The following is a 22,344-nucleotide window of genomic DNA, read 5'->3' as shown; positions in this document are numbered from 1 at the left end:
CCACAGCGGCATTCACGTCTAAATGGATGGGTCTGGTCCTGCCGGAGACATCCGGATGCTAAGAGGGAATTTGGTGCGGCCTGCGCGCAGGTCAAATCCAAAGCCGCCCCCGCGACTGTAAGCGGTGAGCCCTGTTCAACCAGCCACTCCCGATCCGTTCGGGGGGAAGGCGAACAGAGGCGCTGACCCGCAAGCCAGGAGACCTGCCAGGCGAACAATGAAACACCGGCCGTCGGGTGCGGCGGCACAGGAGGACAGAAAATGACGACACAAACGCAAACCGCATCAACGGCACGCGCTGGCATTCTTTCGGCAGTGTTCGCGGCAGCCCTGGGCCTGGGGATCATCGCCCTGGCCGGTCACGTTCAGGCATCGGCGCTGCATGACGCCGCGCATGACGTGCGCCACGCAACCGGCTTCCCCTGCCACTAAACCAATGTTCAGTCGCATTCTGACCAGCGCGTTGTTCGCTGGTGCTGCAGCCGGGTTGATCGTCGCCCTGCTGCAGTTGGTATTCGTGCAGCCTGTGTTGCTGCATGCTGAACTGTATGAATCCGGAGAGCTGGTGCATTTCGGAGCCGAAGCCGTCTCGGCCCATCCCGAGCTGCCGGGCATGTTCTCGGACCTGACCCGCGACGGGCTGAGCGTGGTGTTCACGATGCTGACCTATACCGGCTATGCGCTGGTTCTGGTCGCCCTGATGTCGCTGGCCGAAGCCCAGGGCCACCCGGTTGACGGGCGCACGGGCGTGCTGTGGGGCCTTGCCGGTTTCATCGCCTTTCACCTGGCGCCGGGCTTCACCCTGGCCCCCGAGGTTCCGGGCGTTGCCGCAGCCGATGTGTTTGCGCGGCAGATCTGGTGGTGGGCAACCGTCGCGGCTGCTGGTGTGGCCATGTGGCTGATCGCTTTCGGTGGCAACATCGTCAGCTATCTGGTTGCGGCCGTGCTGCTGATGGCCCCGCACCTGATCGGCGCACCGGAACCCGACGTGTTCACCGGGCCGGTTCCGACCGAGATCGGGGCACTGTTCGCCGCGCGCGCCTTCGGTGTGGGCCTTGTGGCCTGGGTGCTGCTGGGTTCGTTTGCCGGGTATTTCTGGCAAAGCGAGGGCAAGCGCGTCGAAGCCGCAGCCTGATCCCCGAAATCCCACGACCCGCCGGCGCCCAACCGGCGGGTCATTTGCTTTTTTAGGAAACAAGATGACACGCTCGCTTGCTCTTTTCGCGATCGGTCTGGTCTTTGGCGGGGGTGCCGGGTTCGTGCTGGCCGCGGCCAACGGCGTCACCTTCGACGGCCACGACCATGCCGACCCCGCCCAACATGGCGGCCATCACGCCGAGGCCATGGCCCATGACCACAGCACCGCCATCAACCTGCCCGCCGGACCGGACGCGCCGGGGCTGGAGATCGCCGTCTCCCCCGACCCGATGGCGGGTTGGAACCTGCATGTGATGCCGCGGAACTTCACGTTCGCGCCCGAGCACGCCTCGCTGGACGACAAACCCGGCGAAGGCCATGCGCATGTCTACGTGAACGGCGTCAAGCTGGCGCGGCTTTATGGCAACTGGATGCACATCCCTGACCTGCCCAAGGGCGAAACGACCATCGAGGTCTCGCTGAACGCCAACAGCCACAGCCCGCTGGCCGTGGATGGGGTGCCGGTCAGCGCCTCGGTTACGGTTCAGGTGGACTGAAACGCGGGGATCCGCGCCCGCAGACACAAGCGAAGCCGCCCGCACGGCCGGGCGTCTTCGATCCAGCCATTCGGGCTGTGCAGAATGGTCCGACAGGTCGCCGCAATGTCATCGGCATCGGCGACCGGATCGATTCCCGAAAACACGTAGGACGCCAGGCTCTCCCCCTGCATCGCCACCACGGTCGGCTCCTCGCAGCCGCTGAAACAGGCATGCTCGGCGATCTCGACCCGCCCGTCCAGTCCCGCAGCGCGCACGGCCTCCAATACGGCCTGACGCTCGGCCAGCAAGTCGCGCTCGCCCGCGCAGCTGCTGCAGATCAAAACACGCATGCCCCTCGCCTGCCTTTTTTCCGTTTCACACTGTCGCTTGTGCGGGTTTCGCACCCCCGGCGCAAGCCCGCCACCCACGATATTGTGACTGTACGCACCCGGGAATTCGGGAAGACTTGGGCCAACTACGACTTGGAGAGCCCGTGATGACACGTCTTATGTTTTTCCTAGGCCTGCTGGCGCTTCCCGCGCTGGCGGCCGATATCGAACCCCGGCCGGGTTGGGCCGTCCACCCGACGACCAAGACCCATGACGCGCTGGTGGCCGACACGATCGCAGCGGTCAAGGCAAACGGTCTGATCGTGGTAACGCAGGCCGGGCCCACCAAGGCCGCCGCCGCGCGCGGCATCACCATTCCAGGCAATCGGGTGATCGGCGTCTTCAACAACGACTATGCGGTGCGGGTTCTGGAACAATCGGTGCCCGCGATGATCGAGGCGCCGATCCGCCTGTACGTCACGGAAAACGAGGATGGCACCGCGACGCTGTCCTACAAGACACCCAGCCTTGTCTTTGCCTCCTACACCGGCGGCTCCGACACCTTGCCCGCGATCGCCGCAGAGTTGGACGCCAAGTTCGCCGCCATCGCCGATTTGGCTGTCAAATAGTCACACTGACGTGATGCGGCTTGCGCCGGCCCGGAACCTCCGCAATCTGCTGCGAAACGGAACTTACGGAGCTTGTTCGATGCAGGACCTGTCCCCCCGCGCTGCGGACCTTTTGGCGCAACGGCTGTACGAGGCCGGGTGCCGCCACGCCTTCGGCATGCCCGGAGGCGAGGTGTTGACCCTGGTCGATGCGCTGGAACAGGCCGGGATCACCTTTCACCTGACCAAGCACGAAAACTCCGCTGGTTTCATGGCCGAGGCGGTACATCACCGCGATGGCGCGCCGGCGATTCTGGTGGCGACTCTGGGTCCTGGGGCCATGAACGGCATCAATGTCGTGGCCAACGCGCTGCAGGACCGGGTGCCGATGATCGTGCTGACCGGCTGCGTCGATGCCGACGAGGCGCTGACCTACACCCATCAGGTCATGGATCATGCGCAGGTCTATCGCTCGATCACCAAGGGTACGTTCACCCTGACGGCCAAGGGCGCCGACATCATCGCCGACAAGGCCGTGTCGCTTGCCACGCAGCCGCGCCCCGGGCCGGTGCATATCGACGTGCCGATCTCGGTCGCCGATACACGGGTGTCGGTCGCCAAGCGCCGACGGCTGACCCGGGCCGCCCGCGTCGCGCCCGAGGGCACATGCCTCGAGAAGGCCCGCCGCTGGGTGGCCGAGGCCGAGCGTCCGCTGGCGATCATCGGGCTGGACGTGCTGTATGACGACTCGCGCAGCGTGGTGCGCGCGTTTCTGGAACATTTCGGCATCCCGTTCGTCACGACCTACAAGGCCAAAGGCGTGGTGCCCGAGGATCACCCGCTGTGCCTAGGTGGCGCGGGCCTGTCGCCCCTTGCCGACACGCAGCTTGTACCGTTGGTCGAACAGGCCGACCTGATCCTGTGCCTGGGCTACGACCCAATCGAAATGCGCCCCGGCTGGCGCGAGATCTGGGACCCGGACGAGAAACGGGTGATCGACATCTCGGCCGTGGTGAATGACCACTACATGCACCAGGCGGGGCTGAACCTGGTGGCCGATACCGGAGCCACGCTTGAAGCGATCGCCAAGGGCAACCCTGCGCGACCGACTTGGCCCCAAGGCCAACCGGCGCAGGTCAAGGCCGCCTTGGCCGCGGCCTTTCCCTCCGATGACGACTGGGGCCCCGCCGCCGTGATCGCCGAGGCCCGCGACACCCTGCCCCCCGAAACACTGGCCACCGCAGACAGCGGTGCGCATCGCATCCTCCTTAGCCAGATGTGGCAGTGCCTGGAGCCGCGCGACCTGATCCAGTCTTCGGCGCTGTGCACGATGGGTTGCGCTGTTCCGATGGCGATTGGCCTGAAACTGGCCGAACCCGACCGCCCGGTAATCAGCTTTTCCGGCGATGCCGGATTCCTGATGGTGGCCGGTGAGTTGTCGACCGCCGCAGAAATGGGTGGAAACCCGATCTTTCTGGTCTTTGTCGATGCCAGCCTGGCGCTGATCGAGCTGAAACAGCGCCAGCGCCAGATGGGCAATCGGGGCGTCGATTTCGACCGGCATGACTATGCCGCTATGGGCCGGGCGTTCGGCGGCAACGGCCACACCGTGCGCAACCGCGCCGAGCTGCGCGCGGCGTTGAAGTCCGCGATGGCCGCCGACACGTTTACGGTGATCTCCGCCGAGATCGACCGCGGAGGCTATGATGGCCGCATCTGAAGGGCCGCTGAAGGGCGTCAAGGTTCTGGATCTGTCACGCATTCTGGCCGGGCCGACCTGCACGCAGCTGCTGGGCGATCTGGGCGCCAGCGTGATCAAGGTGGAAAACCCGGCAACCGGTGGCGACGATACCCGCCAATGGGGGCCGCCCTATGTCACCGACGCGGATGGCAACCCGACCGATCTGAGCGCCTATTTCATGGCCGCGAACCGCAACAAGAAGTCCGTCGCCATCGATATCGCCTCGCCAGCGGGGCAGGAACAGATCCGGCGGCTGGCCTCCCATGCCGACATCCTCATCGAGAATTTCAAACCCGGCGGGCTGGCCAAATACGGGCTGGACCATGAAACCCTCTCGCGGGACTTTCCGGGGCTGATCTACTGTTCGATCTCGGGCTACGGCCAGACCGGGCCAAACGCTGCCAAGCCGGGCTATGACCTGATGGCGCAGGGCTATGGCGGGATCATGTCGCTGACCGGCGAGCCTGACGGAGCCCCGATGAAGGTGGGCGTGGGCATCGCCGACGTGATGTGCGGCATGTACGCGACCGTCGGCATTCTGGCGGCGCTGCGCCACCGGGATCAGACCGGCGAAGGCCAGCAGATCGACATCGCGCTGGTCGACAGCCAGATCGCGTGGCTGATCAACGAGGGCGTGAACTATCTGACCTCGGGCCAGGTGCCACTACGGCGCGGCAATGGGCACCCCAACATCGTGCCCTACGATGTTTATGAAACAGCTGATGGCCACGTCATTCTGGCCGTGGGAAATGACAGCCAGTTCCGGCGCTTCTGCGGATTTCTGGAGTTGAGCCACCTGCCCGACGACACGCGGTTCGTCACCAACCCAGCCCGGCTGGAACACCGCGACGCCCTGAACGCCGTTCTGCGGCCCGCGCTGCAGCGGCTGAAGACCAAGGCCGTCATTGATGGCCTTGAGGCGTTGAAAGTGCCGGTCGGCCCGGTTCAGACGCTGGATCAGGTCTTTGCCTCGGACCAAGTGGCCACGCGGGGGATGCAAGTGAATATGCCAGCCCGGCCCGGCCCGGTGCGTCTGATCGGGAATCCATTGAAGTTGTCCCGCAGCCCGGTGACCTATCGCTCCGCTCCGCCCGAGTTCGGCGCTGACACGCAGGCGGTTCTGAACGCGGAAAACCCCTTCGAGGATTGAAACACTCTGCCTTTTTCGGCGGCAAGTCGCTGAAACATGTCATTGAATCGGCGATTTTTTTCGCTTTTTGCGAACACAAGCTTTCACCAATTCGAGAGCAAGCCCGATACTGTTACGTCCCGTCTGCACACTCTGCTAAGTCCAAGAGTGTGAGTTTTTGCAACCAGATTGGACCCAAGCATGCAGCAAGATGTTTTCGGACAGATGAACACCCTGACCCACCCGGACAGCGCCGAAGCGTGGAATGGTGTTCTGCTTGGTTTCATGGCACACGCAGCCGTCACACCTCAGCATCTGGGCAAGGTGCTTGAGCTTGAACCGGGCTTTGCGCTTGGACATGCCATCAAGGGGCTTTTCATGGTTCTGTTGGGGCGCCGGGAAATGATGGAGGTCGCCCATCAGGCCGCCGCCACGGCAAAGAGTGCGGCCGCTGAGCAGCCGATTTCAGCCCGCGAGACACTGTATCTTGAGGCCCTGGATCACTGGCTGGCAGGCCAACCCACCCGCGCCGTACAAACTTTCGAGGCAATTCTGCGCACTCACCCCGAGGACACGCTTGCCATGAAGCTCAGCCACGCGACCCGTTTCGTGTTGGGTGATTCCGCAGGGATGCGACGCTCAATCGAACGGGTTCTGCCAGCTTATGCGCCTGATCACCCCGGTCGTGGATACCTGCTTGGGTGCCATTCCTTTGCGTTGGAAGAAACCGGTGCCTATGAAAAGGCCGAGATCGCAGGGCGTCAGGCCCTGTGGATGGTTTCGGACGACGCGTGGGGCCTGCACGCAGTCGCTCACGTGCACGAAATGACGGGCAATGCGCAATCTGGCCTGGACTGGCTGGCCGGGCGCGAGGCTGCCTGGTCCCACTGCAACAACTTCCGGTATCACGTGTGGTGGCACAAAGCGTTGATGCATCTGGATCTGGGTCAGATCGACCAGGTGCTTGATCTGTACGACCACGAGATTCGCCAAGACAAGACAGATGACTATCGCGATATTTCGAATGCGACTTCGCTATTGTCGAGGCTCGAGCTTGAAGGCGTGGACATTGGCACCCGATGGGAAGAACTGGCCGACCTGAGCGCCGCCCGCACCGAAGACGGCTGTCTGATCTTCGCCGATCTGCATTACCTTTTGGCACTGACTGGTGACAACAGGCCCGACTCGACCGCCAAGTTGCTGGCCCGTATACACAAGGACTCGCAACAGCCCGCAACCGACACGGCACGTCGCATGGCCGACCCGGGCTTGGCCGCCGCCATAGGGCTCGAGGCCTTTGGAAAAGGCGATTATCTCCAAGCCTTCGAGCATCTTGCAAATGCGCGAAATTCGATGCAATTGGCCGGCGGCAGTCACGCCCAGAGGGATGTTTTTGAACGCATTACGATCGATTCCGGCCTGCGTGCCGGACGCCTCGATGATGTCGAGCGCATTTTGGACGACCGCAAGGCCAAACGGACCGGCACCGAAGACAATTACGCCCTCGCGCGCCGCGCTCTGATCAGTTCGGCCCGCGACCAATCCGGTGTGCAAAGCGTACCGGCTGAATAACAAGACGACCACAAAGGACAGAGAAACGAATGGCGACCGCTTCGCCCGCTTCTGATTTTGCACCGGTGGCGGCATCCTCCGCCCCTGCTGCCACAACCCGCGACCCGCGGCTGGATTTCTATCGCGGTATTGCGATGTTCATCATCCTGATCGCGCACATCCCGAACGACCCCTGGGCCAGATGGATCCCGGCCCGTTTCGGGTTCTCGGACGCGACTGAAATCTTTGTTTTCTGCTCGGGCATGGCTTCGGCGATCGCCTTTGGCGGCGCGTTTGAGCGCAAGGGCTGGTGGATGGGTACCGCCCGGGTCAGCTTCCGCATCTGGCAGGTCTACTGGGCCCATATTTGTCTGTTTTTCTTTGTCGCAATGTCCATGGCGGCGCTGGATCTGTCGGGAGCCTTCGACAAAAGCTATGTCTCGGGGTTGAACCTGCAGCATTTCTTCAACGACCCGATGCCACAGATGGTAGGGCTGTTCACCCTGACCTATGTGCCGAACTATTTCGACATCCTGCCGATGTACCTGGTCGTTCTGGCAATGATGCCGATGTTCATGGGCCTGTCGCGCCTCAGCATCTGGGCAGTCGGGTTGGTCTCGGTCGCGATCTGGCTGGTGGCGCAGACCGGTATGTTGGCGCTTCCGGCCGAACCGTGGTCGGACCGCCAGTGGTTCTTCAACCCGTTTGGATGGCAGTTGCTGTTTTTCACCGGCTTTGCATTCATGCGGGGCTGGATTCCTGCACCGCCGGTTTCCAAGACGCTGATCTGGGCCGCGGCATTGTTCCTTGTCCTCTCAGCCCCGTTCGGATCGTGGAAAGTGTTCTTGTGGGTCCAGGCGGCCGCGCCGGATCTTGCCGAGAACATCCGAAAGGTTTGGCCTCTGACAAGCGAGCTGCGCGAAAAAACCGATTTCGGCCTGTTCCGGTACATGCACTTCCTGTCGCTGGCCTACCTGGGATGGGTGGCTGCTGGGCAACATGGGCATCGCCTGATCGCCACCGGCAACACGATCGGCGCGCAGCTGTGGCGATGGATCCTGAAGCAGATCACCAAAGTGGGCCAGCAGTCCTTGGCGGTTTTTGTATTTTCCATGGCAGCGGCGCGACTTATCGGCGTTTTCCTCGACGAATTTGGGCGGGATTTCGCCACCGTTCTGGCCGCAAACCTAATTGGATTTGCGTTGATCATCGGCGTGGCTTATCTGGCCGCTTGGTTCAAATCACACCCATGGAAATCGAAGTCATGAAGTTCACGCGTCGTGCATTCCTTGCGTCGACTACGGCGCTGGCCTTCGCCCCGGCCACCTTTGCCACCGGTGGCGAGGTGCCATTCGACCGGGCCGATATCATCGCCCTTGCCCGCGATCTGGCCAATCGCCCCTACGAGGCGCGCGAAACCGTTCCGCAGGCGTGGCAGGACCTCACCTACGAACAGTACCGCTCCATCCGTTTCCGGCTGGACCGTGCGCTTTGGTACGGGACCGATACGCCGTTCAACGTCGATTTCTTCACTCCCGGCCTCTACTTCCCCCGAACCGTTCAGGTCTCGGCGGTTGAGAACGGGATCACCGCGCCGGTTGCCTTCGACCTCGAGATGTTCGACCGGGCCGAGGATGTCCCCGATCTGCCCGTAGACGAAACGCTGGGTTTTTCGGGTTTCCGGCTGCGCACCGAGATGCATCGCCCTGGCAAGACGGACGAGTTCTGCGTCTTTCAGGGAGCCAGCTATTTCCGTGCCATCGGCCTGCACGAGGTCTATGGTCTGTCGGCCCGTGGTCTTGCTCTGAAAACCGGGGATCCCGAGGGCGAAGAATTTCCGGATTTCATCCGATTTTGGCTGGAGCGCCCAAAGCCCGGCCAACGCAACATGATCGTTCACGCCCTGATGGACAGCCCCAGTGTAACCGGCGCCTACCGGTTCGATATCACCGCCGGCGCCGACTGCATCATGGAGGTGCAGGCGACCCTGTTTGCTCGGGAAGAGCTTCCCCACGTCGGGATCGCACCGGGAACGTCGATGTTCCTGTTCGATCAGACCAATCACAACCGGTTCGACGATTTCCGTCCGGCCGTGCATGACAGCGACGGTCTGATGATCCGAAACGGGGCCGGAGAAGTGATTTGGCGCCCGCTCGCCAATCCCAAGCGATTGCAGGTGTCCTCATTCGTCGACATGAATCCGCGCGGGTTCGGACTGATGCAGCGCAAACGCGCGTTTTCCGACTATGCCGACCTCGAGGCGCAATACCACAAGCGCCCCGGCCTTTGGGTCGAGCCGATGGGCGATTGGGGCAAAGGTACCGTCACTCTGGTCGAAATTCCGGCCGATCAGGAGATCTACGACAACATTGTCGCCTATTGGCGCCCCGCTGAACCAATTGCTGCCGGTGCTCAGCTCGACTTGTCGTACCGCCTGACATGGGGCGAAGAACCGCAGCGGACCGCCATGCCACGGGTGATCAATACCGCCATGGGCGAGAACACGTTTGGCGAAGGGCGGCTTGCGGTGATCGACTTCGAAGCAAGCGAGTTGTTCGACGATCCGGACGCCCTCAGCGTGTTCGTGCAGTCGCCTCATGCGGAAACCTCGGACGGGGTTCTGCAACGCAACCCGGATACGGGCGGCTTGCGTCTGGCCTTTTCGTTTCAACCCGGCGACCGCGACCACGTCGAATTGCGCGCGCAGCTGAGGCTGGGTGACGAGCCCGCCTCGGAAGTCTGGATGTACAGATGGACAGCATGAACCCGGACCTGAAAATCATGCCGCCCGAGGCACCGCTGGCGATGCCGGAGCAGGATTTTGCCGCCGGGTTTCGGGACGCCCAAGCGCCTGCGGATGCCCGCCGGTCGTCGGCGGGCCTTTGGCGCGCATTGGCGTTTTCCCCGGCCATGGCCGCCTCGGTTGCTTTGCTGTGGGTCATGGCGGACTGGTTCGACGCCGAAGGGATAAACGTGGTCGAAGCCATCCTGTTGGCATTGATTTCGTTCAATTTCTTCTGGATTTCCTTCACGGTCTGCACCGTCCTTCTGGGCATGGTCTCTCTGGCCCGGCAAGAGCGTCCGGTACGGCAGGGTCGCGCGCAGCCACTGCGGGTTGCTTTGCTGATGCCCGTCTACAACGAAGTGCCGTGGAACGTGTTGGGCAATGCCCGCACGATGCTGGAAGAATTGCGCGCCCGAGGGGGCAAGCATCACTATGCGATGTTCATCCTGTCAGACACCCGCGATCCGGAAATCGCGGCCCAGGAACAGGCCAGCATCGAGGCGCTGCGTACCACGCTCGCCCCGGGGCTTGAGCTGTATTACCGACGCAGAGAACAGAATACGGACCGCAAGGTCGGCAATATTGCTGATTGGGTCAGCCGCTGGGGTGGCGCTTGGGATGCAATGCTGGTTCTGGACGCCGACAGTCTGATGACCGGGCGCGCGATCGCGCGGCTGACCGACGCGCTGGCCCGCGATCCCGGCGCCGGCCTGATCCAAAGCTATCCGCAACTGATCGGTGCCCAGTCCGTCTTTGCACGGATGCAGCAGTTCGCCAATGGTGTATACGGCATCGCATTTGCAGAGGGCCTGTCCCGTTGGTGTGGCCAGGAAGGCAACTATTGGGGCCACAACGCCATCATCCGTACCAAGGCCTTTGCGACCTGTGCGGGTCTGCCCAAGCTGCGCTCGCTCTCGGGCCAGGAACAACTGATCATGAGCCACGACTTCGTCGAGGCCGGGTTGCTGCGCCGCGCCGGTTGGGGCGTTCGCTTTCTGCCGCGCATCCGAGGCTCGTACGAGGAAACACCGCCGACATTGATCGACCACGCCCTACGCGACCGCCGCTGGTGCCAGGGCAACCTGCAGCATCTGCGTCTGCTCGGCTCGACCGGGTTTCGGGCCGTGTCGCGGTTTCATCTGTTCCACGGCGCCGTCGGATACCTGATGTCACCCTTGTGGTTCGCACTGCTGGTCATGTGGGCGTTGATCGGTCAGGGCAAGGATGCTTCGGTGCTGCACTATTTCAGCCCCGACAATCCGATGTTCCCCCAGTGGCCGGAAATGACCGAAACGCGGCATGTTCTGATCATCCTTGTCATGTACGCGATGCTGCTGGCCCCCAAAATTCTGGGTGCACTGGCATTGCCCCTCAGCGGTGTTCGCTATGAAGATTTCGGCGGCCGGACCCGGTTTCTTGCGTCATTCCTGTTCGAGGTCGTGCTGTCGATCCTGTACGCACCGATCCTTATGGTGCAGCAGATGATCGCCGTGTTCCGCACCCTTCTCGGTGTGCAAAAAGGCTGGACCCCGCAGGCACGGGATGGCGGCACCTATGGGCTGCGGACGCTGATCGTGTGTCACGCGCTCGAAACCATCAGCGGCCTCGCGCTGAGCGCGGGCATCCTGGCTGGGTTGGTCTCGGTCTGGTTGGCTCCAATCGCCATCAGCCTGACCTTTGCGGTACCGCTCTCCGCGCTCAGCGGCGTATCTGCGGCTGCGGCGCGTCGCATGGTCGGCATGCCCGAGGATTTCCACGAGCCTGCCATCACGCGGGCGGCACGTTCGCATCGCAACGAGTTGAAACGCCTGATCGAAGGCAAAGGAACCATGACCCCAGCGGAATGATCACCCGCCGGGCAACCCTTCGTACCAATCCACCATCATGTCGGCCCAACCCCGAGGGACGGAATGACCGCCGGGAAACAGCGCGAACTCCAATGCGCTGCCGTCAGCACAGGCGGTCCACTTGCGGCGCATGAACTGGCCTGTCGTCGAAAACCCGTCCGGACGGTTGTCGGCGCATTCGTTGGCCTGCCGCCAGATCTCGAGCCCGGCGAAGATATCGCCCTGAAGGAACCGACCGCCGCCCAGTGCGCGCCCCTCTAGCGGCACCACGTTGTCGGTCCAGCCATGTGTGTGAAAAAGGCGCACGGGCCCCGCGCAGCTTTCGGGATGCGGGCGCCAGAATCCTCCTGAGACAGGCACGTAGGCCGAAAACGCCTCGGGATCGGCGCAGGCCAAATAGTTCACCATGAAGCCGCCGGCCGAGAATCCCCCCAGCACCACGCGATGGTCATCGACCCCGAACCGTTGGACCGCATCCGCAACAACCTCCTTCAGGAACGCGGCTTCGTCACGCCCGTCCCACCCCGGATAGAAGTTCCAGCTTTTTCGACCGTTCCGCTCGGCCCCCTCGGGGGCCATGACCGCATATCCCCGCGCCAGCAAGGGTTCGACCATACCGCGGTTTTTCATGGTTCCCTGCGCGCTGCCGCCATACCCATGCAGGAACACGACCAAAGGCGGGTTGGAGTCTTCCGGCAACTCGATGCGATAGCTTCCGGAGTCCGTCTCGCAAACACCCTGATCCTGCCCACACGCGGCCAATGCCGGAGTTGCGGCCGTTGCGAACAACACGGCCAACAGATCCCTGAGCCTCATCACGCCCCCTCCGAATACGCCTGCACCGGCAGCCCGGCCCGCACCCAGCCCGGACCTGCGGCTGACCCCAGCATCCCTTCGGGCACGTCAAGGATGTTGCCGTAGCCCGCCTCGGTCAATCTGTTGCCAAGCCGCGCTGACCGCACACCACGGGCGCAGATCACGGCAATCGGCCGCCCCTTGTCACCGCCGGACAGGCGATCCAACGCATCCAGAAAGTCTTCACGGCGCATGTCCAGCGGTTGAGCGCCCTGCCCGATGCCTGAGGCACGCCATTCGCGCGGGGTCCGGATGTCGAGCAACAGGATTTCCCCCGCAACAGCCTTTTCATGCGCCTGAGCGACGGTCAACGTACCGCCAGAAAAGTCTTCGGGGATCAGACGGTATTCACGGATCGCAAAACCCGCAAGCACAGCGGCTGCGCCCCCAAGGAACACGCCTCTGCGGCTGAGCTTGGTTGTGATCGCCAATGTGCACCCTCCGGTTTCTCCAAGCCGGTTTTATCACGGGTCCGCCTCCGACGCTGCGCCGAAAAGCAGGGCGCAGATCAAGTTCGCGTCATTTTCGCGCAGGCTTTGGCCAAAAATCCGAGCGGTGTAGTGCAAGGTGAAAAACTTGCAATAGCTGGACAGTCAATAAATTATCCTTACAAAATCAACAGCACCCTGACCGCTCAGCCCGGAGTATCGCAGTTGTCCCTATTCCTTATCGCGGCCCTTCCCTTCCTCGGAGCTGTCTTTCCCGCCCTGTTGATCCGCGCCGGGCGCAACGCGGCCGCATCGGCAGCGGGATTGACCACGTTTCTGGCCTTGATGGGGCTGCTGATTCATATCCCGGACGTCATGAACGGCACGGTGGTCACCGCTCGGTTCGACTGGATTCCGGGGCTGGGGTTGAACGCCAATTTCATGCTGGACGGGCTGGGATTTCTGTTCGCGCTGCTGATCCTCGGCATTGGTCTGCTGATCATCCTGTACGCGCGGTTCTACCTGTCGCGTGAAGACCCAATGGGGCAATTCTATACCTATCTCCTGTTGTTCCAGGGCGCGATGGTCGGTATCGTTCTGTCCGACAACATACTGCTTTTGCTGATTTTCTGGGAATTGACCTCGCTCAGTTCGTTCTTGCTCATCGGCTATTGGAAACACCTGCCCGAAGGCCGCCAGGGCGCGCGGATGGCGCTGGCGGTCACCGGGTCCGGCGGGCTGGCGATGATCGCGGGGATGCTGATCCTCGGCAATATCGTGGGGTCCTATGACCTGAGCGTGATCCTCCAGAACCGCGAACTGATCCAGTCTTCGCCCTACTACCTGCCGGCGTTGATACTGATCCTGCTGGGATGTTTCACCAAGTCGGCCCAGTTCCCGTTCCATTTCTGGCTGCCGCATGCAATGGCCGCTCCAACGCCGGTTTCGGCCTATCTGCACTCGGCCACGATGGTGAAGGCTGGCCTGTTTCTGATGGCGCGCATGTGGCCGGTTCTGGCCGGAACCGAGGCGTGGTTCTACATCGTCGCCACCACCGGCCTGGTGACCATGCTGATCGGCGCGGTGATCGCGCTGTTCAAGGATGACCTCAAGGCGTTGCTGGCCTTTTCGACGGTGTCGCATCTGGGGCTGGTCACGATGCTGCTGGGCTTTGGCACCAAGATCGCGGTCGTGGCCGCCATCTTTCACATCATCAACCACGCCACCTTCAAGGCCGCCCTGTTCATGACCGCCGGGATCGTGGACCACGAAACCGGCACCCGGGACATCAAGCGCCTGGGCGGCCTGCGCCATTTGATGCCGATCACCTTTTCGATTGGAACAATCGCCGCATTGTCCATGGCAGGGATTCCACCTTTGAACGGATTCCTGTCGAAGGAAATGATGCTGGAAGAAACCGTGCACACGGTCTGGCGAAACTCGCACTATCTGGTGCCAGCCCTTGCCCTGGTAGCCGCGATCTTCTCTGCCGCATATTCCTTCCGGTTCGTGTCCCACGTCTTTCTGGGCCCTGAACGCGAGGATTACCCTGCGCACCCGCATGACCCGCCGGTGGGGCTGTGGCTGGCTCCGGCATTCCTGGTCGTGCTGGTCGTGCTGATCGGCCTGAACTCGGCCGCCATCGTCGGCCCCTTGGTTGCGGTTGTGTCTTCCGCAGTGATCGGCGGCGAGAAGCTGCCCTATTACTCACTGAAGCTGTGGCACGGGTTCACGCCTGCCTTGTACATGTCGATCGTCGCAACTTTTGGCGGCCTCTTCCTGTTGGCTTTGCACCGCCGCGGCGAGCAGGTCTGGAATATCCTGCCCCGCCCCGAGGCCAAGACCATCTTCGACGCCGTGATCGGCGGATTGACCGCCGCCAGCCGGTGGATCACGGACGAGCTGCACAACGGTGTCATCAGCCGCTATGCGATCATCCTGATCGCCTTTACGGTCGGCCTTGGATACTATGCCTATTCGACCGGCACGATTGGCGTGGAAACGCGGGTTCCGCTGCCGGCTCCAATCATTCCGATCATCGGCTGGCTGTGCCTGATCGTGGCGACGATGGGCATCATGTGGTTCCACCGGAACCGTTTGCTGTCGCTTGTTTTGATCGGTGTCGTCGGCCTGATCGTGTCGATGGCCTTCAACTATCTGTCCGCGCCTGATCTAGCCCTGACGCAGATCTCGGTCGAAGTCGTCACGATGATACTGCTGCTGCTGTCGCTGAATTTCCTGCCGACCGAGACCCCATGGGACAGCAGCGCGGCACGGCGTTGGCGTGATGCCGCCATTTCGGTAGTGGCCGGTATCGGCGCCGGGGGCTTGATCTATGCGCTCATGCTGCGCGATTTCGCCTTCCCGACGATTTCGGAGTTCCACCTGGCCAATTCCTACAAGGGTGGCGGAGGCACCAACGTGGTCAACGTGATCCTGGTGGACTTCCGGGGATTTGATACCTTCGGCGAGATCATCGTGCTGGGGATCGCGGCCTTGATCATCTTTGCCCTGACCGAGGCCGTGCTGGGCACCAGTGTCCGCGCCTACCTGCTGAACCGCAAACCGCACTGGCCCCAGTCAGGTGACTCACACCCGCTGATGATGGTTGTTGCCACACGTGTGATGATGCCGATCGCCCTTATGGTGGGCGCCTACATCTTCTTCCGGGGGCACAACCAGCCCGGAGGCGGGTTCATCGCCGGTCTGGTGGTCGCGATCGCCTTCCTGATGCAGTACATGGCCAGTGGCTATACCTGGGCGATCGAGCGGCAGCGGTTCTACTACCATGGCACAATCGGCTGGGGCGTTTTGATCGCTGCAGCCACGGGTTTGGGCGCCTGGTTCAACGAGCGGCCCTTCCTGACCAGCGATTTCGGCTATCTGCATTGGCCACCGCTGGAAGAGTTCGAATGGGCCACGGCCATGCTGTTCGACACAGGCGTGTTCCTGGCCGTTCTGGGCGCCGTAATGCTGGCTCTTGACAGCCTGTCGCGGTTCGCGTGGCGGCCGGGCATGGCGCAGGAATTCCCGATGGACATCAACCCGTTGCGGGATGATCTGGCCGAAGAACAAGAAAAAGCGAAGGAGCAGGGCTGATGGAAGCACTCGTCGCATCGGCCGTTGGCGTTCTGACCGCCGCAGGGATCTTTCTGATCCTGCGCCGTCGGACCTTTCCGGTCATCCTGGGCCTGTCTCTGCTGACCTATGCGGTCAACGTGTTCCTGTTCGCCACGGGACGGCTGGCCGTGAACGCGCCTGCAGTTCTGAACAAATACGAAGAGGTTCCCTATACCGATCCATTGCCGCAGGCCCTTGTTCTGACGGCGATTGTGATCTCGTTCGGGATGACAGCTGTGATCGTGATGATCGCTCTGGGCGCCTACCTGTCGTCGAAGGATGACCATATAGACATGGCCGCGCAGGACAGCGTGGATGACGCAGGAGAAGACGCATGAACCACTGGATCGTTGCGCCGATCGTCCTGCCCGCGATCCTGGCCCCCTTCATCATCATGGTTCTGCGGTACCATCTGGACCTGCAGCGTATCTTTTCAGTCGCCGGTGTGGTGGGTCTGCTCGGCATCGCACTGACCATCACTGCGCAGGCAGCGGGCGGCGAGATTCATGTCTACGAGCTGGGTGATTGGCCGGCCCCGTTTGGCATTGTTCTGGTCCTTGACCGACTGTCCGCGATGATGGTGTTGCTGACGGCGTTGCTGGCCTTGCCTGTCGTGCTGTACGCCATCGCGTCCGGATGGGACGAACGCGGCAACCACTTTCATCCGCTGTTCCAATTCCAGCTGATGGGTGTCTGCGGCGCCTTCCTGACCGGCGACGCTTTCAACCTGTTCGTGTTTTTTGAGGTATTGCTGATCGCCTCCTACGGCCTGATGACCCATGGCGGCGGCGCGGTACGCCTGAAGGCCGGGGTGCAATACGTCACCTACAACCTCTTGGGGTCAACTCTGTTCCTGTTTGCATTGGGCACGATCTATTCGGTTACCGGTACCCTGAACATGGCCGACCTGGCCGTGCGCGTCGCGGAAATTCCGGTCGAAGACACCGCCCTGTTGCGCGTGGGTGCGGTTCTTCTGCTGCTGGTCTTCTGCATCAAGGCCGCTGTCCTGCCGCTGCATTTCTGGCTGCCGGCCAGCTATGCCAACGCGCCGCTGCCAGTTGCCGCGCTGTTTGCGATCATGACCAAGGTGGGGGCCTATTCGATCCTGCGGGTCTATACTTTGGCATTCGGCCCGGATGTTGCCGTCACCGAAGGACTGGTTGGTGACTGGCTACAACCTGCCGCGCTGGTGACCCTTGCCATCGGCTCGATCGGTATTCTGGGCACGCGGCACATCGCGCGCATGGTTGCGTTTTGCGCCATCGCCTCGATGGGAACGCTGCTGGTGGCTATTTCCTTGTTCACCGAGACGGCCACAGCCGCCGCTCTGTACTACGTCTACCATTCAACCCTTGCGACCGCACTGCTGTTCCTGGTGGCCGATCTGGTGATGGAACGTCGAGGAGGGGCCATTGCGCCCCGCCCGCCGATGCCGCAAAGCGGGCTGATCTCGGCGCTGTTCTTCGTAGGAGCCATAGCGATGGCGGGCATGCCGCCGTTGTCGGGGTTCATCGGCAAGCTTCTGGTGCTGGATGCGTCTTGGTATGCGCCGGATGCCACCGCAGTCTGGGCGGTCGTTCTGATCGGGTCCTTCGTCACCATCGTGGGACTGGCTCGCGCCGGGTCCCTGATCTTCTGGAAAAGCTATGACGCCAGCACCCAGATCGAACCGGAACCCGAAACCGAGGCCACCAACGATGATGAACCCCCGCACCGGCCCGCGCCTGAACCGCAGCCGGGGCTGGCGTTCACCTCGGTGTTCGGAGTGGTTCTGGGCCTCGTCCTGCTGACCCTGTTCGCCGGGCCCTCGCTGGACTACACTCGCAAGACCGCCGCGCAACTGTTTGCGCCGGAACAGTACATCTCGGCCGTATTGGGAAGGGAAGACTGATGAAACTGCTGCGCCGGATATTCCCCCACCCGCATCTGAGCTTCCTGCTGACTCTGGTCTGGGTGCTGTTGGCCAACGCGCCCTCACTGAACTCGTTGGTGTTTGGATTGCTTCTGGGGATCATCATTCCCTTCATCACCCAACCCTACTGGCCCGACCGGCCCGTCCTGCGGAACTGGCCCATGGTCGTTGAGTACATGATCGTAGTTCTGTGGGACATCGTGGTGGCCAACGTGACCGTGGCACGCATCATCCTGTTCAAACGCGACGCGGACAGACAGCCGAACTGGATCTCAATCCCGCTGGAACTGCGCACACCCGAAGCGATTACGGTACTGGCTGGAACCATCACCATGACTCCGGGCACCGTCAGTTGCGACCTCTCGGCCCAAGGGCATTGTCTGCTGGTCCATTGCCTGGACGCTCCGGATCCGGGCGCGGTACGAGACCAGATCAAGCAGCGTTACGAGCGCCGCCTGAAGGAGATTTTCGAATGATCGAATATGCAATCTATTTTGCCTTTGCCTGCTTTGGGGCCGCGATCATGATGTGCCTGTGGCGGATCATCACCGCCGATGGTGTGGGGACGCGAGTGCTCGCCCTTGATACGATGGTGATCAACACCATCGCCCTAATGATCCTGTACGGCCTGCATCTGGGCACCGAGATCTTTTTCGAAGCCGCCATGATCATTGCCATGCTGGGCTTTGTTTCGACCGTGGCCTATGCGCGCTTTATGCTGCGCGGCAACATCATCGAGTGAGGCCGCCATGGAATTCATCTTCGAGCTTCTGATTGCATTTTTCCTGATCGTTTCAGGGATTTTCGGCTTTGTCGGGTCATTCGGCATGATCAAGCTGAAGGATCCGATGTCGCGGCTGCACGCCCCGACCAAAGCCACCACGCTGGGCGTGGGCGGTGTGTTGCTGGCCTCGATCTTTCATTCGATCCTGATCGAGCAGCGCCTTTCCATGCATGAACTGCTGATCACGCTGTTCCTGTTTCTGACGGCTCCGATCACGGCTCTGTTCATTGCCAAGTGGCACATTCATCGCCATGAAGCCCCCGAAGATCTGCCGGACGCGGGCGAAGACAAGCTCTGGGCCACCCACGCGGTCGAGCAGGTCGAAGACGTCCCGGATCACAGCGCGAACTGACTTCATGAAAACACCTTCGTTGCCACTTACCCGCGATCTGGTTCTGGTGGGCGGAGGTCATACGCACGCGCTTTTCCTTCGGAAATGGGGGATGAACCCCCTACCCGGCGCGCGGTTGACCGTGATCAATCCTGGCCCGACCGCGCCCTATTCCGGGATGTTGCCCGGATATGTCGCGGGGCACTACGCGCGCCGCGACCTGGACATCGATCTTATCCGGCTGGCACGGTTTGCGGGGGCCCGGATCATTCTGGGTGCCGCGATCGGCCTGGACCTGAACCGGCGGCTGTTGAATGTGGCCGATCACCCTGATGTCGCTTTCGATGTCGCCTCAATCAATGTCGGAATCACATCGGACATGCCGTCTTTGCCCGGGTTCACGGAACATGCCATCCCTGCAAAACCTCTTGGTCCCTTTGCCGCAAAATGGGCCCAGTACCTGGAGACAACCGACCCCGCTTCGGTGGCGGTCATTGGCGGCGGTGTAGCGGGCGTCGAACTGGCGATGGCCATGGCCCATGCTCTGCGCGCCAAGGGTCGGCAAGCAACGGTCACTCTGATCGACAAGGCGCAAATTCTGACCGCGATAAACCCCAAGGCCGCCCAGACCATTCGGCGGGCGATGGAACAGCTTGGCATCGATTGCATCGAACAGGCCAAAATTGCGCAAATCACACCCGAAGGCGTGCAACTGACCGATGGGCGTCACATCACGGCCGATTTCACAACTGGCGCGGCGGGCGCCCGCCCCTATGACTGGATCGGTCTGACCGGACTGGACCTGCAAGACGGCTTTATCCGAGTGAACGGGTATTTGCAGTCCAGCGATCCATCGGTCTTCGCAGTCGGCGACTGCGCTCATCTGGATGACACGCCGCGCCCCAAGGCTGGCGTCTTTGCCGTACGAGAGGCTCCCGTTCTCTTCAACAACCTGCGCGCAGCTCTCGGGGCTGGAACCATGCGCCGGTACAAGCCGCAGAAGGATTACCTGAAGCTGGTCTCGCTGGGGGAACGCTCGGCACTGGCCGAGCGCTTTGGGACGTCATTCAGCGGACCTGTGATGTGGCGGTGGAAAAACCATATCGACCAGAAGTTCATGCGTCGCTTTCGTGAGCTGCCCCAGATGTCAGCCCCCGCAATTCCCCGTCACCATGCGGATGGACTGCGCGATGCTCTGGGCGACAAGCCCATGTGCGGCGGTTGCGGCGCCAAGGTAGGTCGCGGCGCCTTGCAGGCCGCGCTATCCGCGGTACAGCGATCCGACCGTCCAGATATCACACCCCTGCCCGGCGATGATGCAGCGGTGTTGACCTTTGGAGGCGTCCGGCAGGTGCTGACGTCAGATCATTTGCGCAGTGTCGTTCCGGACCCTGTTCTGATGACCCGCATCGCGGCCATTCACGCACTGGGGGACATCTGGGCGATGGGTGCGACCCCACAGGCCGCGACGGCCACACTGATCCTGCCGCGCATGTCCTCCCAGCTGCAACACCGCACCATGGCTGAAATCATGCAAACCGCGACCGAAGTCATGCGCGGCGCCGGGGCTGAGATCGTCGGCGGCCATAGCTCGATGGGCGATGAGCTTACCATCGGCTTCACCATCACAGGTTTGTGCCAGTCTGATCCGATCACCCTGTCCGGCGGGCGGCCCGGTGATGTGTTGATCCTGACCAAACCGATTGGCAGCGGAGTCCTGATGGCCGCGGAAATGGCTGGGCAAGCCAACGGCGAGTGGGTAGTGGCCGCCTATGACCACATGACGCAGCCGCAGGGTGACGCCGCACGCATTCTGGCCCAGGCCCATGCCATGACCGACGTCACCGGGTTCGGACTGGCCGGGCATCTCGTTGGACTGTGCGAGGCATCCAACTGCGGCGCAGTCCTGAACCTCGACGCAGTCCCGGTCATGGCGGGTGCCCTGGAGCTTAGCCAGCAAGGGCTCCGGTCCAGCTTGTTCAACGACAATCGTTCCATCGCGCCCGAAGTTCCAATCGGCGGCAAGGCCGATCTGCTGTTCGATCCTCAAACCGCAGGTGGGTTGCTGGCTGCCGTTTCGGCCGACGACGCACGAAAAATCTGCGACCATTTGCGTGCCGCTGGTTACCCGGCTGCAGTCATCGGAGTATTGAGCGACACACCCGGCCTGCGCCTTCAGAGCTGAACCACAACCCCTTCGATTTCCGACGCGACCTGATCCAGCCCGTCCGTGGTCAAGGACGCGGCATGCACGCGCGCGATCACATCAAACTGGTGGTTTCTCCGCGACTTTTCGTAAGCCGGGTCATAGTGCTGCTCCATCAAGGCGCGCGTCAGGGCCGTCTTGTTGCCCTCGGCAATCTGAGCCATCCACGCATCCACGACATCATGCCCCCGGTGAAACCGCAGCGGCGACAGGCGGTCCCGCAAACGCTCGGCATCAGACAGAATGTCGTCATAGGCAGCGACCAGATAGTCCGTTCGCGCCTCGATATCTGCCGTGACAAGTATTCGCGGCGCTTGGCACAGGCTCTGCCAGACCGCTGGGGGCAGGATCAACGAACCGATTTTTGACGACTCGGCCTCGACCAATACGGGCCGTGCCGGATCAAGGGCGCACATGGCCGAAGCCAAGGCAGATTCGAACGCTTTCTGGCTGGGTTGTCCGCCGGGTTGCTCGCCCAGCAGCGAACCGCGGTGATTGGCCAACGCTTCGAGATCCAGAACCTGCACCCCGCGCGTTTGCAACTGGGCCAGAAGTTCCGTTTTTGCAGTGCCGGTGTAGCCATCCAACGCCACCAGCTTGAACGGCAGCGGGTCATCGTAGAGGTACTGCTTCACCAGACGCCGATAGCTGCGGTATCCGCCCTCGATCACCTCGGCTCGCCAGCCGATCTGCTGCAGCATCCAAGTGAAGGATCCCGAACGCTGACCGCCGCGCCAGCAATAGACCAGAGGTCGCCAACCGCCCTCGTGGTGGCTGAGTTGCGTCTCGATATGGGTGGCGGCGTTGCGGAACACCAACGCGGCCCCCAGCTTGCGCGCCAGAAACGGGCTCTGCTGAACGTAGATCGTGCCGACACATGCGCGTTCCTCATTGTCCAGAACCGGGAGGTTGATGGCGCCGGGCAGATGGTCCTCGGCAAACTCTGCCGGGCTGCGCACATCGATGATCGTATCGAACGGATGCGCGTACAGCTGCGGCAGGTTTGAGAATTTCAGGGCCATGACAGGGGTTTAGCGCGCAG

Annotated in this window: 21 protein-coding genes and 1 riboswitch; of the genes, 17 read left to right on the top strand and 4 right to left on the bottom strand. The window is 62.2% G+C overall.

The window, feature by feature from the left end; translation table 11 throughout:
* Positions 1-16: 16 nt before the first annotated feature.
* Positions 17-225: riboswitch (cobalamin riboswitch) on the top strand.
* 36 nt (positions 226-261) lie between these two features.
* The 3 genes from ACR3EL_RS05055 (at position 262) to ACR3EL_RS05045 (ending at position 1,694) form a co-directional block, all read left to right on the top strand.
* Positions 262-432 carry a CbtB domain-containing protein gene (locus ACR3EL_RS05055; protein WP_170337720.1) on the top strand — a complete coding sequence of 57 codons (171 nt, stop codon included), beginning with the start codon at positions 262-264 and terminating at the stop codon, positions 430-432.
* Between the two features lie 4 nt (positions 433-436).
* Positions 437-1,135 carry a CbtA family protein gene (locus ACR3EL_RS05050; protein WP_170337718.1) on the top strand — a complete coding sequence of 233 codons (699 nt, stop codon included), beginning with the start codon at positions 437-439 and terminating at the stop codon, positions 1,133-1,135.
* 64 nt (positions 1,136-1,199) lie between these two features.
* Positions 1,200-1,694, top strand: a complete 495-nt coding sequence (locus ACR3EL_RS05045) for a hypothetical protein (RefSeq protein ID WP_170337716.1) — start codon at positions 1,200-1,202, stop codon at positions 1,692-1,694.
* Here the strand turns inward: ACR3EL_RS05045 and ACR3EL_RS05040 are convergent.
* Positions 1,682-2,026: a DUF1636 family protein gene (locus ACR3EL_RS05040; RefSeq protein ID WP_170337714.1), complete on the bottom strand. Its 345-nt coding sequence runs from the start codon at positions 2,024-2,026 to the stop codon at positions 1,682-1,684. The two genes, ACR3EL_RS05045 and ACR3EL_RS05040, sit on opposite strands and share 13 nt — an antisense overlap.
* A 146-nt stretch (positions 2,027-2,172) precedes the next feature.
* Between ACR3EL_RS05040 and ACR3EL_RS05035 the strand changes: the two genes are divergently transcribed.
* The 7 genes from ACR3EL_RS05035 (at position 2,173) to mdoH (ending at position 11,666) form a co-directional block, all read left to right on the top strand.
* Positions 2,173-2,634, top strand: coding sequence for a DUF302 domain-containing protein (locus tag ACR3EL_RS05035; protein ID WP_170337712.1), 462 nt, complete (start codon positions 2,173-2,175; stop codon positions 2,632-2,634).
* A 79-nt stretch (positions 2,635-2,713) separates the two neighbouring features.
* Positions 2,714-4,333 (top strand): thiamine pyrophosphate-binding protein, encoded by a 1,620-nt coding sequence (locus tag ACR3EL_RS05030; RefSeq protein WP_480720682.1) that lies wholly within the window; start codon positions 2,714-2,716, stop codon positions 4,331-4,333.
* Positions 4,320-5,504 carry a CaiB/BaiF CoA transferase family protein gene (locus ACR3EL_RS05025; protein ID WP_170337709.1) on the top strand — a complete coding sequence of 395 codons (1,185 nt, stop codon included), beginning with the start codon at positions 4,320-4,322 and terminating at the stop codon, positions 5,502-5,504. Before ACR3EL_RS05030 ends, ACR3EL_RS05025 begins: the two co-directional genes overlap by 14 nt.
* Positions 5,505-5,684: 180 nt before the next feature.
* Positions 5,685-7,055 (top strand): tetratricopeptide repeat protein, encoded by a 1,371-nt coding sequence (locus ACR3EL_RS05020; RefSeq protein ID WP_170337707.1) that lies wholly within the window; start codon positions 5,685-5,687, stop codon positions 7,053-7,055.
* 29 nt (positions 7,056-7,084) lie between these two features.
* Positions 7,085-8,302, top strand: coding sequence for an OpgC family protein (locus tag ACR3EL_RS05015; RefSeq protein ID WP_093962610.1), 1,218 nt, complete (start codon positions 7,085-7,087; stop codon positions 8,300-8,302).
* A complete protein-coding gene (locus ACR3EL_RS05010) occupies positions 8,299-9,798 on the top strand; it encodes an OpgD/OpgG family glucan biosynthesis protein (protein WP_480720678.1) in 1,500 nt (499 codons plus the stop codon). The genes ACR3EL_RS05015 and ACR3EL_RS05010 overlap by 4 nt, the downstream gene beginning before the upstream one ends.
* Entirely contained in the window at positions 9,795-11,666 is a 1,872-nt protein-coding gene (mdoH, locus tag ACR3EL_RS05005) for a glucans biosynthesis glucosyltransferase MdoH (protein WP_093963020.1), read from the top strand. Before ACR3EL_RS05010 ends, mdoH begins: the two co-directional genes overlap by 4 nt.
* Here the strand turns inward: mdoH and ACR3EL_RS05000 are convergent, their stop codons facing one another.
* Both ACR3EL_RS05000 and ACR3EL_RS04995 read right to left on the bottom strand, forming a co-directional pair.
* Positions 11,667-12,482 (bottom strand): CE1 family esterase, encoded by an 816-nt coding sequence (locus ACR3EL_RS05000; protein WP_170337701.1) that lies wholly within the window; start codon positions 12,480-12,482, stop codon positions 11,667-11,669.
* Entirely contained in the window at positions 12,482-12,952 is a 471-nt protein-coding gene (locus tag ACR3EL_RS04995; RefSeq protein ID WP_170337700.1) for a rhodanese-like domain-containing protein, read from the bottom strand. Before ACR3EL_RS04995 ends, ACR3EL_RS05000 begins: the two co-directional genes overlap by 1 nt.
* 222 nt (positions 12,953-13,174) lie before the next feature.
* On the opposite strand from ACR3EL_RS04995, the gene ACR3EL_RS04990 reads away from it, so the two are divergent.
* The 7 genes from ACR3EL_RS04990 to selD are packed head-to-tail and all read left to right on the top strand — an operon-like array spanning position 13,175 to position 21,281.
* Entirely contained in the window at positions 13,175-16,048 is a 2,874-nt protein-coding gene (locus tag ACR3EL_RS04990) for a monovalent cation/H+ antiporter subunit A (RefSeq protein ID WP_480720675.1), read from the top strand.
* On the top strand, positions 16,048-16,407 hold the full coding sequence (locus ACR3EL_RS04985; RefSeq protein ID WP_170337694.1) for a Na+/H+ antiporter subunit C: 360 nt from the start codon (positions 16,048-16,050) through the stop codon (positions 16,405-16,407). Before ACR3EL_RS04990 ends, ACR3EL_RS04985 begins: the two co-directional genes overlap by 1 nt.
* Positions 16,404-17,960 carry a monovalent cation/H+ antiporter subunit D gene (locus tag ACR3EL_RS04980; RefSeq protein WP_170402042.1) on the top strand — a complete coding sequence of 519 codons (1,557 nt, stop codon included), beginning with the start codon at positions 16,404-16,406 and terminating at the stop codon, positions 17,958-17,960. Before ACR3EL_RS04985 ends, ACR3EL_RS04980 begins: the two co-directional genes overlap by 4 nt.
* Positions 17,960-18,457, top strand: a complete 498-nt coding sequence (locus ACR3EL_RS04975; protein WP_093962616.1) for a Na+/H+ antiporter subunit E — start codon at positions 17,960-17,962, stop codon at positions 18,455-18,457. The genes ACR3EL_RS04980 and ACR3EL_RS04975 overlap by 1 nt, the downstream gene beginning before the upstream one ends.
* Positions 18,454-18,723, top strand: coding sequence for a K+/H+ antiporter subunit F (locus ACR3EL_RS04970; RefSeq protein WP_093962617.1), 270 nt, complete (start codon positions 18,454-18,456; stop codon positions 18,721-18,723). The genes ACR3EL_RS04975 and ACR3EL_RS04970 overlap by 4 nt, the downstream gene beginning before the upstream one ends.
* Positions 18,724-18,730: 7 nt before the next feature.
* Positions 18,731-19,117, top strand: coding sequence for a Na+/H+ antiporter subunit G (locus ACR3EL_RS04965; RefSeq protein ID WP_093962618.1), 387 nt, complete (start codon positions 18,731-18,733; stop codon positions 19,115-19,117).
* Positions 19,118-19,121: 4 nt separating this feature from the next.
* Positions 19,122-21,281 (top strand): selenide, water dikinase SelD, encoded by a 2,160-nt coding sequence (gene selD, locus ACR3EL_RS04960; RefSeq protein WP_480720672.1) that lies wholly within the window; start codon positions 19,122-19,124, stop codon positions 21,279-21,281.
* Here selD and mnmH read toward each other — a convergent pair.
* A complete protein-coding gene (mnmH, locus tag ACR3EL_RS04955; RefSeq protein ID WP_170337686.1) occupies positions 21,272-22,324 on the bottom strand; it encodes a tRNA 2-selenouridine(34) synthase MnmH in 1,053 nt (350 codons plus the stop codon). The genes selD and mnmH overlap by 10 nt on opposite strands.
* Positions 22,325-22,344 lie beyond the last annotated feature (20 nt).

The sequence above is a fragment of the Ruegeria sp. BJ3 genome (assembly GCF_056535665.1).
The sequence above is the reverse complement of the archived record's forward strand: the minus strand, read 5'-3'. Positions and strand labels throughout refer to the sequence as shown.